Source organism: Thioalkalivibrio sp. AKL12 (assembly GCF_000377925.1).
GTDB classification, from domain to species: domain Bacteria; phylum Pseudomonadota; class Gammaproteobacteria; order Ectothiorhodospirales; family Ectothiorhodospiraceae; genus Thioalkalivibrio; species Thioalkalivibrio versutus.
Window position 1 is genome coordinate 156,842 of sequence record NZ_KB898894.1, and the last position, 20,542, is coordinate 177,383.

General features: G+C 66.6%; 16 protein-coding genes and 1 tRNA gene. 9 read left to right on the plus strand and 8 right to left on the minus strand.

Going from position 1 to position 20,542, the window contains the following annotated elements; translation table 11 throughout:
• Window positions 1-6 precede the first annotated feature (6 nt).
• Window positions 7-1,389 (minus strand): lyase family protein, encoded by a 1,383-nt coding sequence (locus tag D579_RS0106485; RefSeq protein WP_018951460.1) that lies wholly within the window; start codon window positions 1,387-1,389, stop codon window positions 7-9.
• A 96-nt stretch (window positions 1,390-1,485) separates the two neighbouring features.
• On the opposite strand from D579_RS0106485, the gene purB reads away from it, so the two are divergent.
• Both purB and D579_RS0106495 read left to right on the plus strand, forming a co-directional pair.
• Window positions 1,486-2,853: an adenylosuccinate lyase gene (gene purB / locus D579_RS0106490; RefSeq protein WP_018951461.1), complete on the plus strand. Its 1,368-nt coding sequence runs from the start codon at window positions 1,486-1,488 to the stop codon at window positions 2,851-2,853.
• A 13-nt stretch (window positions 2,854-2,866) separates the two neighbouring features.
• Entirely contained in the window at window positions 2,867-4,039 is a 1,173-nt protein-coding gene (locus tag D579_RS0106495; protein ID WP_018951462.1) for a cupin domain-containing protein, read from the plus strand.
• A gap of 24 nt (window positions 4,040-4,063) precedes the next feature.
• Here D579_RS0106495 and dusA read toward each other — a convergent pair whose 3' ends face one another.
• Window positions 4,064-5,053 carry a tRNA dihydrouridine(20/20a) synthase DusA gene (dusA, locus tag D579_RS0106500; RefSeq protein ID WP_018951463.1) on the minus strand — a complete coding sequence of 330 codons (990 nt, stop codon included), beginning with the start codon at window positions 5,051-5,053 and terminating at the stop codon, window positions 4,064-4,066.
• Between the two features lie 56 nt (window positions 5,054-5,109).
• Here dusA and D579_RS0106505 point away from each other — a divergent pair, with 56 nt between their 5' ends.
• Window positions 5,110-6,537, plus strand: coding sequence for a Glu/Leu/Phe/Val dehydrogenase (locus tag D579_RS0106505; protein WP_018937564.1), 1,428 nt, complete (start codon window positions 5,110-5,112; stop codon window positions 6,535-6,537).
• A gap of 18 nt (window positions 6,538-6,555) precedes the next feature.
• Here D579_RS0106505 and D579_RS0106510 read toward each other — a convergent pair whose 3' ends face one another.
• Window positions 6,556-7,941, minus strand: coding sequence for a M17 family metallopeptidase (locus D579_RS0106510; RefSeq protein ID WP_018937563.1), 1,386 nt, complete (start codon window positions 7,939-7,941; stop codon window positions 6,556-6,558).
• Window positions 7,942-8,033: 92 nt separating this feature from the next.
• On the opposite strand from D579_RS0106510, the gene D579_RS0106515 reads away from it, so the two are divergent.
• The 4 genes from D579_RS0106515 to mnmD all read left to right on the plus strand — a co-directional run bounded on the left by D579_RS0106515 (window position 8,034) and on the right by mnmD (window position 13,328).
• A complete protein-coding gene (locus tag D579_RS0106515; protein WP_018951464.1) occupies window positions 8,034-9,011 on the plus strand; it encodes an ABC transporter ATP-binding protein in 978 nt (325 codons plus the stop codon).
• Complete coding sequence (locus D579_RS0106520; protein WP_018169799.1) at window positions 9,008-9,790, plus strand: ABC transporter permease; 783 nt, start codon at window positions 9,008-9,010, stop codon at window positions 9,788-9,790. The genes D579_RS0106515 and D579_RS0106520 overlap by 4 nt, the downstream gene beginning before the upstream one ends.
• Before the next feature lie 99 nt (window positions 9,791-9,889).
• Entirely contained in the window at window positions 9,890-11,398 is a 1,509-nt protein-coding gene (locus D579_RS0106525; protein WP_038050252.1) for a peptidoglycan DD-metalloendopeptidase family protein, read from the plus strand.
• Window positions 11,399-11,483: 85 nt separating this feature from the next.
• Window positions 11,484-13,328, plus strand: a complete 1,845-nt coding sequence (gene mnmD / locus D579_RS0106530; protein ID WP_018951466.1) for a tRNA (5-methylaminomethyl-2-thiouridine)(34)-methyltransferase MnmD — start codon at window positions 11,484-11,486, stop codon at window positions 13,326-13,328.
• Here mnmD and D579_RS0106535 read toward each other — a convergent pair.
• From D579_RS0106535 to D579_RS0106555, 5 genes are all read right to left on the minus strand, one after another.
• Window positions 13,289-15,544, minus strand: a complete 2,256-nt coding sequence (locus tag D579_RS0106535) for a diguanylate cyclase domain-containing protein (RefSeq protein WP_018951467.1) — start codon at window positions 15,542-15,544, stop codon at window positions 13,289-13,291. The two genes, mnmD and D579_RS0106535, sit on opposite strands and share 40 nt — an antisense overlap.
• 93 nt (window positions 15,545-15,637) lie before the next feature.
• Complete coding sequence (locus D579_RS0106540) at window positions 15,638-15,946, minus strand: GIY-YIG nuclease family protein (protein ID WP_018951468.1); 309 nt, start codon at window positions 15,944-15,946, stop codon at window positions 15,638-15,640.
• Between the two features lie 19 nt (window positions 15,947-15,965).
• Window positions 15,966-16,052, minus strand: a tRNA-Leu gene (locus D579_RS0106545).
• A 58-nt stretch (window positions 16,053-16,110) separates the two neighbouring features.
• On the minus strand, window positions 16,111-18,078 hold the full coding sequence (locus D579_RS0106550) for a M48 family metallopeptidase (RefSeq protein WP_018951469.1): 1,968 nt from the start codon (window positions 18,076-18,078) through the stop codon (window positions 16,111-16,113).
• A 13-nt stretch (window positions 18,079-18,091) separates the two neighbouring features.
• Window positions 18,092-18,682 carry a LemA family protein gene (locus D579_RS0106555; RefSeq protein WP_018145650.1) on the minus strand — a complete coding sequence of 197 codons (591 nt, stop codon included), beginning with the start codon at window positions 18,680-18,682 and terminating at the stop codon, window positions 18,092-18,094.
• Between the two features lie 121 nt (window positions 18,683-18,803).
• Here D579_RS0106555 and D579_RS0106560 point away from each other — a divergent pair, with 121 nt between their 5' ends.
• A complete protein-coding gene (locus D579_RS0106560) occupies window positions 18,804-19,643 on the plus strand; it encodes a motility protein A (RefSeq protein ID WP_018145649.1) in 840 nt (279 codons plus the stop codon).
• 4 nt (window positions 19,644-19,647) lie between these two features.
• Window positions 19,648-20,478 (plus strand): OmpA family protein, encoded by an 831-nt coding sequence (locus tag D579_RS0106565; protein ID WP_018145648.1) that lies wholly within the window; start codon window positions 19,648-19,650, stop codon window positions 20,476-20,478.
• Window positions 20,479-20,542 lie beyond the last annotated feature (64 nt).

Genomic DNA, 20,542 nt, shown 5'->3' on the forward strand with positions numbered 1-20,542 from the left:
CTTGGACTAGTCCGTCTGGGGCTCGGTCAGGGTCGCCGGGTTCAGCAAGGCCTGCAGGCGTTCACGCGGGATGTCCGTATGTTCTGCCGCGACATCAACGATCGGCCGGCCACTGGCGTACGCCTCCTTGGCAATCCGGGCACCGGCCTCGTAGCCGATCTCTGCGTTCAGCGCCGTCACCAGGATCGGGTTGCGGTCCAGGGCCGCGCGCAAGACCTCCTCGTTGACCGTGAAGCCGGTGATGGCCCGATCGGCAAGGTGTTCGGCCGCGCGCGCCAGCAGCCCCATCTGGTTGAGCAGATTGTCGGCGATCAGCGGCAGGCCGACGTTCAGCTGGAAATTACCCCCCTGTCCCGCGGCGGCGACCGCGGCGTCCAGGCCCACGACCTGCTGCGCGGCCATGATCACCGCCTCGGGGATCACCGGGTTGACCTTGCCCGGCATAATCGAACTGCCCGGTTGCAGGGCCGGCAGGGCGATCTCACCCAGTCCGGCCAGCGGGCCCGAATTCATCCAGCGCAGGTCGTTGGCGATCTTGATCAGGCTGGTGGCCGTGGTGCGCAGCTGGCCGGAGAGCTCCACCGCGGTGTCCTGGCTGGCCAGTGCCGCAAAGCCGTTGGGTTCGCGCTCGAAGGCGATCCCGGTGCGCTCCGCCAGGCGGTGGGTGACCCGGTCCCCGAACTGGGCCGGTGCATTGATGCCGGTGCCCACCGCCGTGGCGCCGATCGCCAGTCGGTTGACCCGCGCGCGCGTGTCGCGAAGGCGTTCGACGTCCAGTTCCAGTTGCCGGCGCCAGCCGGACAGCTCCTGACTCATCCGCACCGGCATCGCGTCCATCAGATGGGTGCGTCCCGTCTTCACGATTGCGGTCAGTTCGCCCTCGCGCCGCGCGATGGTCGCAATGAGATGACGCAAGGCCGGCATCAGCTGCTTTTCCATCTGAACGGAGGCAGCCACATGCAGGGCGGTGGGGATCACATCATTGGAGCTTTGGGAACGGTTGACGTGATCGTTCGGGTGGACCGTCAAGGCATCACTCGAGGCCAGTCTTGCGATCACCTCGTTCATGTTCATGTTGCTGCTGGTCCCGGAACCGGTCTGATAGACATCCACCGGGAAGGCATCGGCATGCTCGCCGCTGGCGATGGTCTCGGCGGCCGCTACGATCGCCCCGGCCACCTCGTCCGGGAGCTGGTCGAGCGCCTGGTTGGCCTCGGCGCAGGCCGCCTTGGTCTGCGCCAGGGCGCGAATGAAGGCCTGCGGCAGCGGCCGCCCGCTGATGTGGAAGTTGTCCACAGCGCGCTGGGTCTGGGCGCCCCACAGGGCTTGCTCCGGGACCTCCACCGTCCCGAGACTGTCCTGTTCCTGACGCATTGCGGGCTTCGACATGCCTTCCTCCTGGTTTGCGCGTGGCGCGATGCTGTATTGCAGTTGAGCACCTTAGTATACTGCGCCGCCTGTCCCGAACCCGACCCCGGAATCCCCATGTCCTTGAGCCCGTTGTCCGCGATCAGCCCCGTCGATGGCCGCTATGCCCGGCATACCCGCGACCTGGCCCCCTACTTCTCCGAACAAGGTCTGATGCAGGCCCGCGTGCGGGTGGAGATCGCCTGGCTCAAGGCCCTGGCCGCCGAGCCCGCGATCCCCGAGGTCCCGGCGCTGACCGATACGGCCGGCGCCTTCCTCGACGAGATCGCGTTCAGTTTCGACGAAGTGGCCGGGGCGCGCGTGAAGGAGATCGAGGCCACGACGAATCACGACGTGAAGGCGATCGAGTACTACATCAAGGAACAGATGGCGGACCGCTCCGACCTGCAGAGCCAGATCGAGTTCGTGCACTTCGCCTGCACCTCCGAGGACATCAACAACCTGGCCTATGGCGTGATGGTCCGCGAGGCGCGCGACATGGTGATGATCCCGGCCCTGGACGCCGTGCTCGCGCCGCTGCGCGAACTGTCCGGCCGCTTCGCCGAACAGCCCATGCTCGCGCGCACCCACGGCCAGCCCGCCTCCCCCACCACCATGGGCAAGGAACTGGCCAACGTGGTCGCGCGACTGGAGCGGCAGCGCGCCGAGATCGCCGGGGTGGCTTGCCTCGGCAAGATCAATGGCGCGGTGGGCAACTTCAACGCCCATTCCGTGGCCTACCCCGAGGTCGACTGGCCGTCCCTGTCGCGCCGGATGATCGAGAGTCTGGGCCTGGAACCGAACACCCATACGACCCAGATCGAGCCGCACGACTTCCTGGCGGAGCTGTTCCACGCCTTCATGCGCGCGAACACGATCCTTCTGGATGCGTCGCGCGACATCTGGGGCTACATCTCGCTGGGCTATTTCAAGCAGAAGGTGGTCGCCGGCGAAGTCGGCTCCTCGACCATGCCGCACAAGGTCAACCCGATCGATTTCGAGAACGCCGAGGGCAACCTGGGTCTGGCCAACGCCCTGTTCGACCACTTGGCGAGCAAGCTGCCGGTTTCGCGGTTCCAGCGCGACCTGACCGACTCCACCGTGCTGCGCAACATCGGCCTGGCATTCGCCTGGTCGCTGATCGCCTACAAGGCGTTCGGCCGCGGCCTGGGCAAGCTGGAGATCGAGCCGGGACGCCTAGCAGAGGACCTGGACCAGAACTGGGAGGTTCTCGGCGAGGCTGTGCAGACCGTGATGCGCCGCTACGGCATCGAGTCGCCCTACGAGAAGCTCAAGGAACTGACCCGGGGCCAGCGCATCACCCCCGAGGGCCTGGCGGCGTTCATCGACGGCCTCGACATCCCGGAAGAGGCCCGTGCCCGCCTGCGCGAGCTGACGCCAGGCAGCTACACCGGGATCGCCGACCGACTCGCGCGCGAACTCTGATCCCGCGCGCGGCATGGCGGCCCCGGACCCGAACCAACCGCTCGCGCTACTCGGCGGCCTGACGCCCGCCGAATTCCTGCGCGACTACTGGCAACAGCGCCCGCTACTGGTGCGCGACGCGATTGCCGGTTTCGAGAATCCGATCGAGCCCGATGACCTGGCCGGCCTGGCCACCGATCCGGACGCGGCCAGCCGTATCGTCAGCGGGCATGTCGACCGCCAGGACTGGGATGTTGAATACGGCCCCTTCGAAGCCGAGCGGCTGGGCGAGCTTCCTGAACGCGACTGGACCCTGCTGGTCACCGACGTGGAGCGCTTCTGGCCCGGTGGCCCGGATTTCCTGTCGCGCTTTGACTTCATCCCGCGCTGGCGCCGGGACGACCTGATGATCTCCTACGCCCCACCCGGCGGTTCGGTCGGGCCGCATGTGGATCAGTACGATGTCTTCCTGTTCCAGGCCGCGGGGCGGCGCCGCTGGCAGATCCAGGACCCTCCGGGGTCGCTGGATTGCCACGACGATCTGCCACTTGCCATCCTGCGGGCATTCGATCCCACCGAGACCTGGGAGCTGGGCCCCGGCGACCTGCTCTACCTGCCCCCCAACCTGCCGCATTACGGACTGTCGCTGGACGACCAGTGCATGACCTGGTCGGTAGGATTTCGCGCCCCGACCATCCTCGATGTCCTGACCGGGTTTCTCGAGGAACGCGCCAACGTGATCGGCGACCAGGCGCGCTTCGAGGATCCGGGTCGGCACCCGTCCGCGCACGCGGCGGAGCTTCCCGCCGCGGATCGCGAGGCGCTGCGCGAAGCCCTGCGCGCCCTGCTGGCGGCGGAGGATCACGACCTGGACGCCTATCTGGGGCGTTTCCTGACCCGCCCCGCCGGCAACGTCGAGCTCGCCCCGGGGGACCCGGGGCTGGCGGCCACTGCCGGCCCGGCAGATCGCTTTGCGATCCACCCCGGCGTCCGGCGTGCGTGGTTCCAGGGCCCCGATGGCCCGATCCTGTGCATCGCCGGAAACGACTATCCCGCACAGGCGGTTGCTGCGGATGTTCTCGAGGCCTTCTGTAGCGCGGAGACGCTCAGCATCGCGGAATGGGAGGAGGCAATCCCCATGATCCGGCAGATCCTCGAGGATGGGCTCGAGGCCGGCTGGCTGGCACCGGACGACCCGGGCGAATAGCAACGCTGGAACGACTCCGGGCGCTCAGGCCGCCCGGGGGAGACATGCCTGCGCGGCCCGCTCGATCAGTTCCGGCCCGGCATCTGCGTGATGGGCCCCCTCGGTCAGTATCCGTCGCCACTGGCGTGCGCCCGCCTCGCCGTGGAACAGGCCCAGGATATGCCGGGTCAGACGCGCCAGCGGCACGCCATCACGGCGCATCCCCTCCGCAATCCCCAGGATGCCCTCCAGGACCTCTTCGCGCGTCGGGTCGTCCGCGCCCTCGAAATACAGGCGGTCCACCAGCGACAGGCTCCAGGGCTGGTGGTAGGCCAGCCGACCGAACATGACCCCGTCCACATGCTCCAGGTGCGCGCGCGCGGCGCCGACGTCGTCCAGTCCGCCGTTCAGGACAATCGTCAGGTCGGGGAACTCGGCCTTCAGCCGATAGACGCGCTGATAGTCCAGCGGGGGAACGTCGCGATTGTCCTTTGGACTGAGCCCCTGGAGCCAGGCCTTGCGCGCGTGCACCACGAAGTGGCGGCACCCGGCGGTGGCCACGCGTTCGACAAAGGCGTGCAGGTCGGCCTCCGAGTCCTGGTCGTCAATGCCGATGCGGTGCTTGACGGTGACGGGGACGTCAACGGACTGCTGCATGGCTGCGACGCACTCGGCCACCAGTCCCGGTTGTGCCATCAGGCAGGCCCCGAACGCGCCCGACTGCACACGGTCGGAGGGGCAACCCACGTTCAGGTTGATCTCGTCGTAGCCGCGATCCACCGCGATGCGGGCGGCCTGCGCCAGGGTGGCCGGATCGGAGCCGCCCAGCTGCAGCGCGATCGGGTGTTCCACCGGGGAGAACCCCAGCAACCGGTCGCGATCCCCATGGATGACCGCGTTGGCATGCACCATCTCGGTGTACAACAATGCCCGTCGTGTCAGCAGCCGATGGAACCGGCGACACCAGGTGTCCGTCCAGTCCATCATCGGCGCAACCGCAAACCGCGGGTCGGGAGCGTGGCCCGCGTCACCCATTCACAGAATCTCCATGCCGCGCAGGCGGCGCCCAAAAATCAGAAAGGATTGCCATCATGTCGGAAAGCGAAGTGCCTGAAACCTTTCGCGATAGTGTCTCACACATGGTCGACCGGGCCATGGGCTACCTCGATCTTCCCGAGGGGGCCCGGGAGGCCGTCAAGACCTGCGACTCGGTCATTCAGGTGAGCTTTCCGATCCGCTTTCGCGACCGCATCGAGGTGTTCAAGGGCTGGCGCGCGGTGCATTCCGCCCATCGCCTGCCGGCCAAGGGTGGCCTGCGGTTCTCCCCGACCATGGATCAGGACCACGCCGAGGCCCTGGCGGCCCTGATGACCTACAAATGCGCCATCGTGGATATCCCCTTCGGAGGGTCCAAGGGCGGCCTGCGCATCGATCCGCAGAAGTACAACGAATGGGAGATGGAGCGCATTACCCGACGGTTCGCCCACGAACTGATTCAACGCGACTACATCAGCCCGGCCCAGAATGTCCCGGCACCGGATGTGGGGACGTCCCAGCGCGAGATGGCCTGGATCATGGAGACCTATCGTGATCGCCACCCGGAGGACCTCGACCATGCCGCATCGGTGACCGGCAAGCCGGTCGAGCTGGGCGGCATACGCGGGCGCCTGGAGGCCACCGGGCGCGGTGTCCAGTACGCATTGCAGGCCTTTTTCCGCGAAGGCTCGGCGGCCCGCGAGGCCGGGTTCGAGGGCGGGCTGGGCGACCAGCGCATCATCATCCAGGGCTTCGGCAACGTGGGCTATTACGCCGCCCGCTTCCTGCAGGAGGACGATCACGCGAAGATTGTCGGTGTCATCAAGAGCGATGGCGGGGTGTATTCCGAGGACGGGATCGATATCGAGGCCCTGCACGACTACGTGCGCCGCAGCGGCACCATGGAGGGTTTCGCGGGGGTCGAGTTCGTGCGCGATGGCAACCGCATCATGGAACGCGAATGCGACATCCTGATTCCGGCCGCCCTGGAAGGCGCGATCCATCGGGACAACGTCGACCAGATCCAGGCGCGCCTGATCGCCGAGGCGGCCAACGGTCCCTGCACCTGGGAGGCGGACCAGGCCCTGCGTGATCGCGGGGTCACGATCCTTCCGGATGTGTACGTCAACGCCGGCGGCGTCATCGTGTCCTACTTCGAGTGGGTGCGGAATCTGTCGCACATGCGCTTCGGGCGCCTGGAGCGCCGCTACGACCAGGCACAGGGCCAGCACATCGTCAGTGCCATCGAGATGATGACCAACGAGAGCGTCCCCGAATGGATTCGCGATGCCGTGGTGCGCGGGGCCGAGGAGATCGACCTGGTCCGCTCGGGCCTGGACGACGCCATGCGCGAGGCCTTCCGCGAGATGCACGAGGTCCGCGAGATGGAAAGCAATGGCGAGGTACTCGACTACCGCACCGCCGCCTATCTGATCGCCCTGCGCAAGATCATTCGCGCCCGCAGCGACCTGAGCCTGATCTGATTCCCGCGGGCCCCCGCCCTACCGCGCTTGCCCGTAGCGCGACTCCAACGCCGCGAACAGCGCCCTCAGGCCCATCGCCTCGCCGCCCTTGGGCCGCCCCGGGCGCGCGCGGTCGTTGAAGGCCATGATGTCGAAATGCATCCAGGTCGTGCCCTCGGGGACGAACTCCTTCAGGAACAGCGCGGCAGTAATCGCGCCGCCGTGGCCGCCGGTAGAGCTGTTCACGATGTCCGCCACGTCACTGTCCAGCATGTACCGATAGGGCGTATGCAGCGGCAACTGGCAGACCGGGTCATCCCATTCGCGCGCCGGCTCCACCAGCGCCCGCGCCCAGCCCTCGTCCTGGGTGAAGCAGGCGCTGATCTCCGTCCCGACGGCGACACGCGCCGCCCCGGTGAGGGTCGCGAAGTCCACCAGCAGGTCGGGATGGAAGGAACCCGCGCGGTCCAGCAGATCGGCCAGCACCAGGCGCCCCTCGGCATCCGTGTTGTCGATCTCGATCCGCTTGCCGTTGCGTGCGGTCAGCACATCGCCCGGGCGGAAGGCCCCGGCGCCGATGGCATTCTCCACGGCCCCGATCAGCACTGTCAGCCGCACCGGGAGCGCCTGCGCCATGATCAGGCGCGCAAGCCCCAGCACGATCGCCGCCCCGCCCATGTCCTTCTTCATCTGGCGCATGGAGTTGCCGGGCTTCAGGTTCAGGCCACCGGAATCGAAGCACACGCCCTTGCCCACCAGCACCAGCGACGGCGCGTCGGGCGCCCCCCAGGTCAGCTCGATCACCCGGGCCCCGTGGTCGCTGGCAGCCCCCACGGCATGGATACAGGGGAAATCCTGCTCCAGCTTGTCGCTGTCGCTGACCAGATGCAGGCTGCTGCCGAATTCCTCGGCCAGCTCCCGAGCCTTCAACGCCAGATTGGCCGGCATCATGTCGGCGGCCGGGGTATTGATCAGGTTGCGGGTCAGCCCGATGGACTCCACAAACGCGAGCACCCGCGCCTGATCCGCGTCTTCCGGCCACACCAGCCGCGGCGAGCGATCCTGCGCCTCGCGGTAACGCTCGAAGCGATAACGTCCCAGGCCCCAGCCTATGGCCGCCAGGTTCTGGATCTCGGGGTTCAGGGAATCGATTTCCAGACGGTAATCCCCCGTTCCCAGGGTCTCTGCCGCTGCGGCCACCATCCAGATCGGAGTTTCCGCATCGAAGCCGGCCAGCACCGCCGCCAGCCCGCCCTCGGTATCCGGGATGCGCAGGGTTGCGCCCGGCTCCGCCTCGAACCCGGAGGCTTCCACCCATTTGCGCCAGCTCTCCGGCGCACTCTCCAGGCGGACCGGCAGCGACTCGCGGCTGACCGGGATCAGGGGAACGGCGGTGTCGGACGACGCAACAAAAACAGAATCCACGCGGCTTTCCTCGAAAACAATTCAAAGCCTTCATAATACCTGCCTTGTCGACCCTCCGGGGTCGTATTCCCCTAGCCTTACAGGATGTGACGATGACGCCAGCGCTGGAGATTCGCGGGCTCAAGAAGACCTACAAGAACGGATTCGAGGCACTCAAGGGCATCGACCTCGAGGTGGCCCCGGGCAGCTTCTTCGCCCTGCTGGGGCCCAACGGGGCCGGCAAGTCGACGACCATCGGGATCATTACCTCGCTGATCAACAAGACCGCCGGCACGGTCAAGGTCTTCGGCCATGACGTGGATACCGACCTGCAGGCAGTGAAGCGCTCCATCGGGCTGGTCCCGCAGGAGTTCAACTTCAACAATTTCGAGCCGATTGGCGAGATCGTGGTCAATCAGGCCGGGTACTACGGCATCCCCCGGCGCGAGGCCTGGAAGCGCTGCGAGCACTACCTGAAGGAGCTGGGGCTCTGGGAAAAGCGCAAGGACATGGCGCGCACGCTCTCCGGCGGCATGAAGCGCCGCCTGATGATCGCCCGCGCCCTGGTCCACGAACCGCGCCTACTGATTCTCGACGAACCCACCGCCGGGGTCGACATCGAGTTGCGGCGTTCGATGTGGGACTTTCTTACCCGTATCAACACCGACGGGCGCAGCATCATCCTGACCACGCACTACCTGGAAGAGGCGGAGACGCTGTGCCGCAACATCGCGATCATCGATGACGGTGCGATCATCGAGAACACCACGATGAAGCAGCTGCTGGCCAAGCTCGAGACCGAGACCATGGTGCTGGATCTCAGCGAGCCGCCACCCGGCATCCCGCTGGATTCCCCGATTTCCCTGCGTCAGGTGGACGAGATGACGCTGGAGGCCGATATCCGCAGCGGCCAGCACCTGAACGACCTGTTCCGGGTGCTGGATCAGGCCGGGATTCGCGTCCAGAGCATGCGCAACAAGGCCAATCGGCTGGAGGAACTCTTCATCCGCATGACCCGCCCCGGCCAGGACCCCAGCCATCTGACCCCCGGCGCCAGCGGGACCACCGAGCAGCCGGAGAATCAGGCATGAGCGACTCCCATCTGCGCGATTACTGGACCGCCTTCCGGACCATCGTCAGCAAGGAAGTGCTGCGCTTTGCCCGGATCTGGGTACAGACGGTCCTGCCCCCGGTCATTACCACGGCGCTGTACTTCATTATCTTCGGGGGGCTGATCGGCGAGCGCATCGGGGAGATGGAAGGCTACCGTTACATGGACTTCATCGTCCCGGGCCTGATCATGCTGGCGGTGATCACCAACAGCTATGCCAATGTGGTGTCGTCGTTCTTCGGCTCCAAGTTCCAGCGCCACATCGAGGAGCTGCTGGTCTCGCCCATCCCCAACAGCGTGATCATTCTTGGGTTCGTCTTTGGCGGCGTGGCGCGGGGGCTGGCGGTCGGCGTGGCCGTACTGCTGGTCTCGCTGTTCTTCAGCCCACTCAGCATCCACAACCCCGGCGTAATGCTGATCATCGTGCTGATGACGTCCATCCTGTTTGCCCTCGCCGGGCTGATCAACGGCGTCTTCGCGCGCACCTTCGACGACATCGCCATCGTCCCGACCTTCATCCTGACGCCGCTGACCTATCTGGGCGGGGTGTTCTACTCGATCAGCCTGTTGCCGGAATTCTGGCAGGGCGTGTCCATGCTGAACCCGATCCTCTACATGGTCGACGCCTTCCGTTACGGCAGCCTGGGCCATAGTGACTTCCCGATCGCCATGTCCTTCGCCATCATTGCCGGGTTCATTGCAGTCATGTACGGGGTTGCGTTGGTCCTGCTCAATCGGGGCGTAGGGATTCGATCCTGAGACGCGCAGGCCGCGAAACTTCGGGAGACCGCCTTCCGACGCTGTTTATTGCCCGAAAAAACGTGGTATAAAGCGGAAACTCTGCAGGGCAACAGCCATATGGGTAACAACAGAAAGACTTTGCATTTCTTTCTGGCGGGGACCGCCGGACTCACCATTCTGGTGGGCACCAGCCTGCTTCTTGCCTCCCAGCCCTCCGAGACGTCCCAACCGCTGCAAATCGGCGCCGGCAATCCGCTCCCCGCATCCCAGCTCGCGCTCGCCCGTACGGACCATCCGGCTGGCGGCGCGTCGATACGGACGGCGCATGGTGCCGCATTCGAGGGCGGCGCCCAGACCGTGGCTTTTGCCTCCGACCTGCCGGGCGAGCCCGCCGCGGATTACGACGACGCCGCAATCGACCCGGACGCCGAGGCCCCGACGTCCTACGAGACCTTCGATCTCGACGGCGACTCCGATGTCGCCGCTGACGCCGAAGCGACCGACACCGACTGGTACACCCACACCCTGCAGAAAGGCGAGCGTCTGACGGGCCTCTGGGAACGCGAATGGGAACTCCCGCTGGCGACCCTCTACCGCCTGCTGGACGACGACGACAACGCCTCGATCCTGAACCGTGTGCGCCCCGGCCAGGAGATCGAATGGCAGGTCGACGACGAGGGCTACCTGACTCGCCTGCGCCTGTGGACCGACCGGGCCCGTGGGCATGAGTGGGTCCGCGAGGCCGATGGCTGGGAGTTCGAACTCGGCGAAGTCGAGAACGGCCGCGAGGTCAGCCACCTGATCATTACGGCCGAGATCGATGGCAACATCGCCAACGCCTTGACCGAACGGGCGGATATCTCCGCGCGTGCGGCCAACGCCCTGGCCGTGCTGCTGGACCGCTACCTGCCGGTGCGCACCCACGCCCGTACCGGCGATCAGTTCACCCTGCTGGTCGAGCAGGAAACCCTGGTGGGCGACGACACCCCGCTCAACCTGCGTCTGCTGGCATTCGACTACGAAGGCGAGCGCATCGAGATCCGTGCGGCGCGCAACGTCAACGGGCGCTTCTACACCCCGGATGGCGAAAGCCTTCTGCCCCCGTTCGATCGCCGCCCGTTTTCCGGCAACTATCGCATCAGCTCCAGCTTCAACCCGAATCGTCGTCACCCGGTGACCGGACGTGTGGCCCCGCACCATGGGACGGACTTCGCCATGCCAATCGGAACTCCGATCCAGGCACCCGCCGACGGTCGCGTAACCCGCGTCGAGAACCACCCGTATGCCGGTCGCTTCATCGTGATCGAGCACGGTCAAGGCTACTCCACCCGCTACCTGCATCTGGACCGCCAGCTGGTGCGCCCGGGTCAGACCGTCGAGCGGGGCGACCGCATCGCATTGTCCGGCAATACCGGTCGCAGTACCGGGCCGCATCTTCACTACGAGATCCACGTGAACAGCCGCCCCCAGAACCCGATGCGCGTGGAACTGCCGGAAAGCGACGCCCTGGAAGGCGACGAGCTCGACCGCTTCAAGTCCATCAGCCAGACCCTGCTGGCCCAGCTGGATAACGGACAGCGCAACCAGCAGGTGGCGTTCACCCCGTTCGAAGAACTGGCCCGCTAACCTCCCATTACGGCCCGTCTCGCGCAATCGCGCCTGGCGGGCTGTGACGGCCCGCTCCTTGGCGACACCCTTGCTCTCCCCCCCCTTGCTCGACTGGGCACGCCTCGAATGGCGTGACGGACAGCCTTTCGCCGCCGACTACGGGGACGGCTACTTCGGCTCCAGCGATCCGCATGCCGAGGTGCGCGAGGTCTTCATCGAGGCCAACGACCTCGCCCGGCGCTTCCGCCAGTGTCAGCGCTTCGTGCTTGCCGAGACCGGCTTCGGAAGCGGGCTCAACCTGTTGCTGGCGCTACAGGAGTGGCGACGCCACGCGCCCCCCGGCGCCTTCCTGTCCCTGTTGAGCCTCGAGGCCCACCCGCTCGCACCCGCCGACCTTGCGGCCCTGCACCAACGCCTGGGCCTCGACAATGCTGACGCCCGTCAGTTACGGGCCCAGTATCCACCACCGGTTCCCGGACTCCACCGAATCCAGTTCCCCGAGGCCAGGGCCGCGTTGACCCTGGGCCTGGGTGACGCCGCTCCCCTTCTTGCACAGATCCGCGGCACCGTGGACGCCTGGTTCTTTGACGGGTTCGCGCCGCGCAGCAATCCCGCCCTGTGGAACACCGGGGTGTTCCGGCAAGTGGCGCGGCTTTCCGCGCCGGGTACTACATTCGGCACCTACACTGCAGCCGGTCAGGTTCGACGCGACCTGGAGAGCACGGGGTTCGATGTGCGCCGGGTGCCGGGGCATGGCCCGAAACGGGAGCGTCTCGTGGGGACCCTTAGGGAGCCCCTGTCGCCCGCGAAGTCAGCACCCTGCGCGGTACCGCAACGTGTCGCCATCGTGGGGGCCGGCATTGCCGGGCTCAGCGCCGCCCATGCCCTGCAGGCGCGAGGCGTGGAGGTCACGGTCTTCGACCCGAACGGTGCCGGCGGTGGTGCCTCCGGCAACCCGGCCGCCGTCCTGCTACCGAACCTGCACCCCCGGGACGGGGAGCTGAATACCCTGGCGCTCGCGGGGATGCGCCATACCGCTTTCCTTGCCGGCCAGCTCGACCCGACCGGCGCATACGGCATCCGGCTGGCAATGGGCGTGGCCTTCCATGGCATCAGCGCCCACGGACGCAAGCGCGTGGAACGTCTGCTGAAAGCGGGCCCCGAACATGCGGCCCTGCTGTTCGATCCTGGCGGGCCCGGTTGCACCGCGGACCCACACATCTACTACCCGGACGGTCTGGCGATCGACATGCGGGCCCTTTGCGAGGCCGTGGCCCACGCCCTGCCGCCCCTGCACATGGAATCGGTACAGGCGCTGAAGCCGTCGTCCAACGCCGGTACCGTGCAGGTTGAGAGCGACACTGGGTCTGAAGACTTCGACGCGGTCGTGGTGGCGACGGCCGCCGGCGATGGCACCACCTTGTGCCCGGAACAAGCGGGTATCTCCACGGTAACCGGTCAGATGACCCGGGTCCGTGCGGCCTTCCCCGATTGGGGTGGCTATGTCGCAACCGGTCAGGGCTACTGCATCCCGGGAGACGACGGCACCGCCTGGATCGGCGCGACCTATCGCCGCACGGAGGCCCAAGGGGCCGAAAATGAACGGTCCCCTCAGGCCGAGGATGATCAGACCAATCTGCAGCATCTGGCCTGGGTGCCGGGGCTACAGGATGCCCAGGCAGTCGAGATCCTCGCGCAATGGACCGGGGAACGCGCCGTGGTCCGCGATCGCCTGCCGCTGGTCGGGCGCAGCCGGCTGGATCCCGGTGGCCGGGTGCTGTTGAGCCTGGCGCATGGCTCGCGCGGTCTGCTCTATGCCCCGCTGGCCGGCGAATGGCTGGCCGATCACCTGCTGGGTCTGATCGAGCCCCTCGAGGCGCAAACCGCGGCACGGTTCGCCCCGGCGCGTCACTCCGTGCCGGATTCCGGCGCCGCCTCCGACGCGTAGGACACGTCGTTGCGTCCGGCGGCCTTGACACGGTACATCGCGTGGTCCGCGGCCATCATCAGGTCCGCCAGGCGCTGACCATCTCGGGGATAGAAGGCGACCCCGATACTGCACGAGAGGCTCTCCTCCACCGGTTCCATGTGGCCGGGGTGCAACTCGAACGGCTGGCGGAAAGCCGCCTGCAACCGTTCAATCAGCCTCCCGGCCTCCTCGCGTCGATTCAACGGCGCACTCAGCACGATGAACTCGTCCCCGCCCAGGCGTACCAGCAGGTCATCCGAACGCAGACTGGCCGCAAGCCGTTGCGCCAGCTGGCGCAGGAGTTCGTCCCCTACGGCGTGGCCGTACCGATCATTCACCGGCTTGAAACGGTCCAGGTCAATGAACAGCAGCGCCAGTTGTCCCTCCTTGCGATCCGCTCGCGCCGCAAGCCGCGGAAATGCCCGATCCAGCGCCGCACGATTCGCGGTTCTGGTCAACGGGTCCTCCCAGGCCAGGGCCTGCATGCGTTCTTCCAGCTGCTTGCGCTCGGTTACGTCCAGGGCGTGCCACACCACGGCCGAAGAGCCTTCGAACGGTGCGTCAATCGGGCGTACCCGCGCCTCGTACCAGCGGCTTTCCTCCGGTGATGGACGCGTCTCGCCTCCGTGGAACACGTTCGCCTGGAGGCGGTACTGAATCTCCTGCAATTCACCTTCGCGCAAGGCCCGGCGCACGACGCCGGAAAAGCGCTGCGCGACCTCATCCGGCAGCAGTTCCGCCAGTGTGTGGCCGGCGGCCGTGTGCTGGGGTGCCTGGCCACGCCGCGCTTCGCCAAAGACCGCGCGAACCAGGCCGGTGTCGTCGATCACCAGGGCATCGCCGGGCATGGCCTCGAACAGCGCGTCCTGAAGATCACGGGCCTCGCTCAACGCGTTGAACAGCATTCGGTTGTCGTGTACATCCACAAAGCTCAACAGGAAGGCCCGCTGCCCTTCCCAGTCAATCGGCACCCAGCGCAGCAAATGAAACCGCTGAGCTCCGTCCGCCGTGTGGACGCGGATCTCGCGCCCGCGCGGATCCTCCAATGCCATGGAAAAGTCGAGCTCCGGGGGAAGGCGCCGGCGATCGTCGGCCTGAATTACCCCCAGCGCCGACAGGGTCTGGCCAGGATCCGGCGACAGGCCGGTCATGCGGGTAAAGGCCGGGTTGCCCCAAAGTACGTGGCGCCCGGCGACCACCAGAGTGGCGTCCGCAAGACTATTCACAAGTCCCTGATAGCGTGTGAGGGCCTCCCGCCGCTGACGGATGCCCTCCCCCACGCGGAACGTATAGCCACTGACCGCCAGCAGCCCGACCACGCCCATCACCCACCAGGCGGCCGGGCGCTCCGTGGCCGATGGGTTGGGGACGGGGTGTGCAAGCATCTGCCACTGGCCCCCGGCAAACGTCACGTCGAGCGCGAGCGGCGCGCTGGCCACGTCGATCTGTTCGGGGTTGTAGAAGACCTCACCGTCGGCGCCGGTCCCGTCGAGGCCGCGCAGTGCCAGTTGCAGGTCGGGAGGGCGCGGTGCCAGACCCGCCTCGCTGAGGACCGTGTCAAAATCCAGCGCAATACTCGACAGTGTCCACGGATTGACGAGTTCCGGGGAATCTTCCGGATCAGTCAGGACTGGCGCGCGCACCAGAAGGCCCCGCCCGCCCTGTGCCAACGTCCAGGGCCCCGCGACAACGGTTTGCCGCCTCTCCAGCACTTCTCGATAAGAAGCACCCTGCTCCGGATGTTCCGCCAGGTTAAGGCCGATCGCGCCCTCGTTGCCGTCGCGCGGGTAGACCAGCGCAAGGGTCTCGCCGCGCGCCAGCGTCAGAGAGCGAATCAGATCCGGCTGGCTGCGATAAAGACGGTCCGCTGCACGATCGAAGTCGTCCTCGGTCAGGTCCGGGTGGACATAGGCATAAGCGGCAAGGCCGATCGTCGCATGGACCGAGCCATTCAGCACGCTTTCCAGTCGGGTCCGAACACTGCTTGCCTCCGAGACCACCGCTTGCTGGTAGCGGTCGGCCATCTGCTGTTTCCAGGCCTGGTCGATCGCTACGAACAGCAGGGCAAACAGCAACCCGGCAATCAGTGCCGCCACAATCGGGCCGCTGATATGCGGTTCGGTGGTGCGGGCGTCGGTCGGCTGGGCCGCTGGCCGCGCTTCGGATCCTTCGGTTGTGTCCGTGGACTGGGGCATGCCGGGCCTTTTCACAGGGACGCTCAGAGCCCTACTATGCGCCTTTCCCGGGCCAGGCTGAACCGTTGCATGGACGCAACACGGACCTTCGCTTCACGCCTCGTAATCGAGCGCGCCCTCGGGCCCATCGTTCTGCCTCTTCCATGTAGCCGCGAGACGTCGCTTCTCGGCCGGTGGCAGGCGTTTGATGCGTTGTTCTTCGCGCAGTGCCTCGCCATGGCCGGGAAACACCTTCGCCCCCAGGAGCTGCTCCGGCGGGTACATGCGGGTGAAACGCGCCCCGCGCCCCGCACGATGGGCGGCCAGGCGCGCCTCCAGTCGCGGTGTGACCCCGGTATAGACCCGGGCACCGCGGCACTCCAGGAGATAGACGTACCAGGGTTGGGGGCTGGCCACGATCACACACCCGGGTAGAAATGATTGGTGGGGACGGCCGGAATCGAACCGGCACGGGCTTGCGCCCAGCGGATTTTAAGTCCGATGCGTCTACCAGTTCCGCCACGCCCCCGGAGCGGCCGCATCATACCGCGCGGCCCCGATCGTCGCACCCGCGGGAGCGGGCCGCACTATTCCGCGTCGGCGGCGGGCATCTCCGCGACGGGTAACGGCACGTGCAGCGAGGCGGCGATCGCCCGCAACAGCTCCACTTCCGCGACCACCGTCTGGCCGCCATGAGTGATCGTGGCAAGCATCGCCGTGATGAGGGTCTGCTTGTCCGCCGGGCGCAGGGCATCCAGGGCCTCCAGCGCCCTATCCAGCCCCTCGGCCCAGGCGGCCTCATCGGCAGTCCGCTCCAGAGCTGCGGCAATGGCCTCGTCGGTGGGCTCCTCGATCGCCAGGGCCAGAAGGCCCGCGCGCAGAGCTGCCCGTGCCTTGTCGGGGGTATCCGGATGGCCGTGGTGGGCGAGCACGGCCAGCGTGTCCTGCGCGTGGGCAGCATGGCGAGCCAGCCGGTCGCGTCCGCCCGCGCGGGCACGTTCGGGCTGCTCCAGGTCGCGCAACTGGCGCCGCAACAGACGGCCGGTCGCGTATTCGAACGCCGATACCCGGCCGTCGGCGCGGATCAGTTCGTCAATGAGGCCTTCCAGCTGCCGGCGTTCCTCGCGTGGGCGATGGCGCAATACCGGAAAGCTCATCTCCAGCAGCGGAATGCGCAGGTCCGGGCGCAGCTCGGGTTCGGCCTCCAGCAGGGTGCGGACGTGGGACTCGCTCTCCGCCCCCCGCGTGCCGGCAATCCGCAGGAGCTGGTGATCGCGTACTTCCGGATCGTTACTGATCAGCAGGTACAACAAGACATCGACACCCCAGGCATCGGAATGCGCCGCGCGCTCCAGCGGCCCCGGCATCGCCGCCACCAGCAGCCCCGCCCCGAGGATCTGCGAAAGACCCGGGTCGCCGATGTTTTCCATCAGCCGCTCCGGATTCAGGAGCAGGCCACCCGGGCGTTCCGTCGCGTCGCGGTCGCGTTCCTCCGCCTCGGCCTGGGCGTCCTTTTCGACACGACGCGCCTGGGCATCCTTCTGCATCTGCTCGCGGATGGCCTCCAGTTCTTCCGGCTTGAATCCCGGCTCGATCGCCTGGATGCGCTGGACCAGCGGTGGATGGGTCGAAAACATCTGACTGACGGCCCCGGAAGCGAACAGCATGTGTCCGACCTCCTCGGTGTCCGCCCCGAGCTCGGTATGGGCGGCGCCGATCTTCTTGAGCGCTCCGGAAATACCCTCCGGCTGCCGGGTGAACTGCACCGCCGAGGCGTCCGCCAGGTATTCCCGCTGGCGCGAAACGGATGCGCGGATCCAGCGCCCGAAGAACAGCCCGATATAGCCCACCACGATCAGTGCCACGCCCGCGGCGACGATGCCCCCGGCGTTGCGGTTATTGCGCGACAGGCTCATGGCGAGCAGCACACGCTGCCCAATCAGGGCCATCACCAGGATCCCGAACAGCATCCCCATCAGGCGGATGTTCAGGCGCATGTCGCCGTTGAGTACGTGCCCGAACTCGTGCGCCACCACGCCCTGCAATTCATCGCGGTCCAGTTGTTCCAGGGCCCCGCGGGTCACGGCGATGGCCGCGTCGTCCGGCGAGTAACCCGCGGCAAAGGCGTTGATACCGGCCTCCTGCTCGAGCACGTAGACCTCGGGCACCGGCACGCCGGAGGCGATGGCGATCTCTTCCACCACGTTCATCAGGCGCCGCCGCAGCGGGTCACGGGTATCGCCATCCACCCGCGTCCCGCCGAGTTCGCGGGCCACCGCCCCGCCGCCATCGCGCAGACCGAGCGTGCGGTAGAGACTGCCCAGGCCAATCAAGCCAACCGTCAGCACGGTCGTCCAGACCATCACGGCGACATTGCTGGCAAGGAACTCACGGGTCAGCCAGGGTTCGCCCGCAGCGGCAGGCTCTGCCTGACCGAACACCACCAGCACGATGGCATTCATCACCAACACGATGGCGAGTACCGCCAGGCCGAACAGAAACAATAACCAACGCGTCCGGCGCTGCGCCCGGTCCTGCTGCTCGAAAAAATTCATGACGCCTCGGGTATCAGGAGAAGTTCACTTGCACGGGCTCGCGCTTCTGCGGGTCCTCGATCTCCAGCAGCTGCCCCGGGCGGAACCCCAGGTTGTTGGCAATCAGGCTGTTGGGGAACATCTCGCGCAGGATGTTGTACTGCATGACGGCATCGTTGAAGGCCTGGCGGGCGTAAGCCACGCGGTTTTCGGTACTGGTCAGTTCTTCGGACAGCTGCATCATGTTCTCGTTGGCCTTCAGGTCGGGATAGCTCTCGGACAGCGCGAACAACCGCCCCAAGGCCCCCGACAGCCCCTGTTCCGAGCTCGAGAGCTTGCGCACGGCCTCGGTGTTGGTTGGATCACCGCCGACCTCCTGCAGGCTTTCCTTCGCATTGTTACGGGCCTGGATGACCGCCTCCAGCGTGTCGCGCTCATGACTCATGTAGCGTTCCGCAACCTTGACCAGATTGGGGATCAGGTCATAGCGGCGGGTCAACTGCACGTCGATCTGGGCAAAGGCGTTCTTGTACCGGTTGCGCGAGGTCACCAGGCGGTTGTAGGTCCACACCCCCCAGATCACCAACAGAACCAGGATCCCCAGTACCACCCAAGTCATATCCATCCCGCCACACTCCTTGATCGTCGACGAGCCGAGTTTACGCCGGAATGCGGGTAGCACGACAAGGCAGACGCTCACGATGGCGGTGTTTTATGCTGACCCCGGTCTCCTTCCGGAAGTACGCATGAATCTCTCCACCCTCCTCGGCATCCTTGGCAGTCTGCTGGTGTTCGGCAGCGTCATCGCGTTTTCCTCGCAGAATATCGACGCCTTTCTGAACCTGCCGGGCCTCGGCATCGTGGTAGGCGGCACCATCGCGGCCACGCTGATGAGCTACCCCTTCCACGAGGTGATGCGCGTGTTTCGCGCCGGTGCCAACGCGATCCGCGAGGAACGCTACGACGTCACCCAGGATCTCGAGGAGATCGTCCAGGTCTCGCGCTACTGGTTCTCCCAAAACCTGCGGCGCATCCAGGATCGCCTGGACCAGATCCGCAACCCGTTCCTGCGCACCGGCATCCAGCTGGTCATCGACGACACCCCGATGGACGATGTGTCCGACCTGCTGAACTGGCGCATGGCGCGCCTGCGAGCCCGTGAACAGGCCGATGCGCAGATGTTCCGAACCATGGCCACCTATGCCCCGGCGTTCGGGATGCTCGGCACGCTCATTGGCCTGATCAACCTGCTGCTGACCACCGAAAACGACGATTTCACCGTCATCGCGGTGAACCTGGGTATCGCCCTGATCACCACGTTCTACGGCATCCTGCTCGCCAACCTGGTCTTCCGGCCCATCGCCATCAAGCTGGAGCGCCGGACCGAGGAGCGCGTGGTGCTGATGACCATGGTGCTGGAGGGCATCATGCTGATGCGCAAGGGACGCTCACCTGGCTACATCCGCGAGACCCTGCGCTCGTTCATGGAGAATCACAGCGACGAGATCCGCCAGGCGGCCCCGAATGGCGAGGAAGAACCCGAGGCGGACGAACGCGCCAGCGGCGAATCCACGGAGCGGCGCTGAGTCCATGTCCGGACCCAGCCCCTCCACCGCCGAACGCGACGCGCTGCAGGCAGAGATGGATGCCCACGCCGCCACACGCCCGGAGCAGGCCTTTCTCGGTTCCTACCCGGGCGAACGCCAGCGCGACGACGAGCACGCCTGGATCCTGACCTATCTGGACGTTCTGACCCTGGTTATCGTGGTGTTCGTCATCATGCTCACCTTCATGGACCCGCGTGACGATGATCCGAGGGCGGTCTCGGCCAGCCCGATCGCCCTGGCCCACCCGGACCGCAGCGCCCTCATCGAACCCCTGGTCCATTCCTCTCTGCTGGATCGGCCCGCCCTGGAGGAGGCGCCGGTCGGTGAGCGCTCCGGCCCGGAGGTGGTCGCCGAACAGCCCCCAAGCCGCGAGGCCGGCCGATTACGCGCGCGCGCCCCCGAGGGTGTGGACGTCGTCGAGCAACCTGGACGAATGGAGCTGCGCATCCGCGACGACATCCTGTTCGGGACCGCCGAGGCCGACCTGCGCCCGGATGGGCAATCATTGCTCCAGGATCTGCTCCCCATCCTGGAAGACCACCCCGGCACCATCACCGTGGAAGGCCATACCGACAACATCCCCATCGCGACCGAGCGCTTCCCGTCGAACTGGGAGCTATCCTCGATTCGCGCCAGCGGCGTCGTGCGCTACCTGGTGGCCCGCGAGCTGGACGCAGCCCAGCTCCGCGCGGTCGGGCTGGCCGACACTCGTCCGGTTGCCGACAACGCCAGCCCGGAAGGCCGCGCCGCCAACCGTCGTGTGTCACTCATGCTGGAGACCGATGCGGTGCCACACACGGATCCCGGCCAGTAGGCTCGGCTCAGGCAACGTTGCTCGACCGCGACGAAAAAGCGGGTCTTCGCCGGTGCCGCGAGCG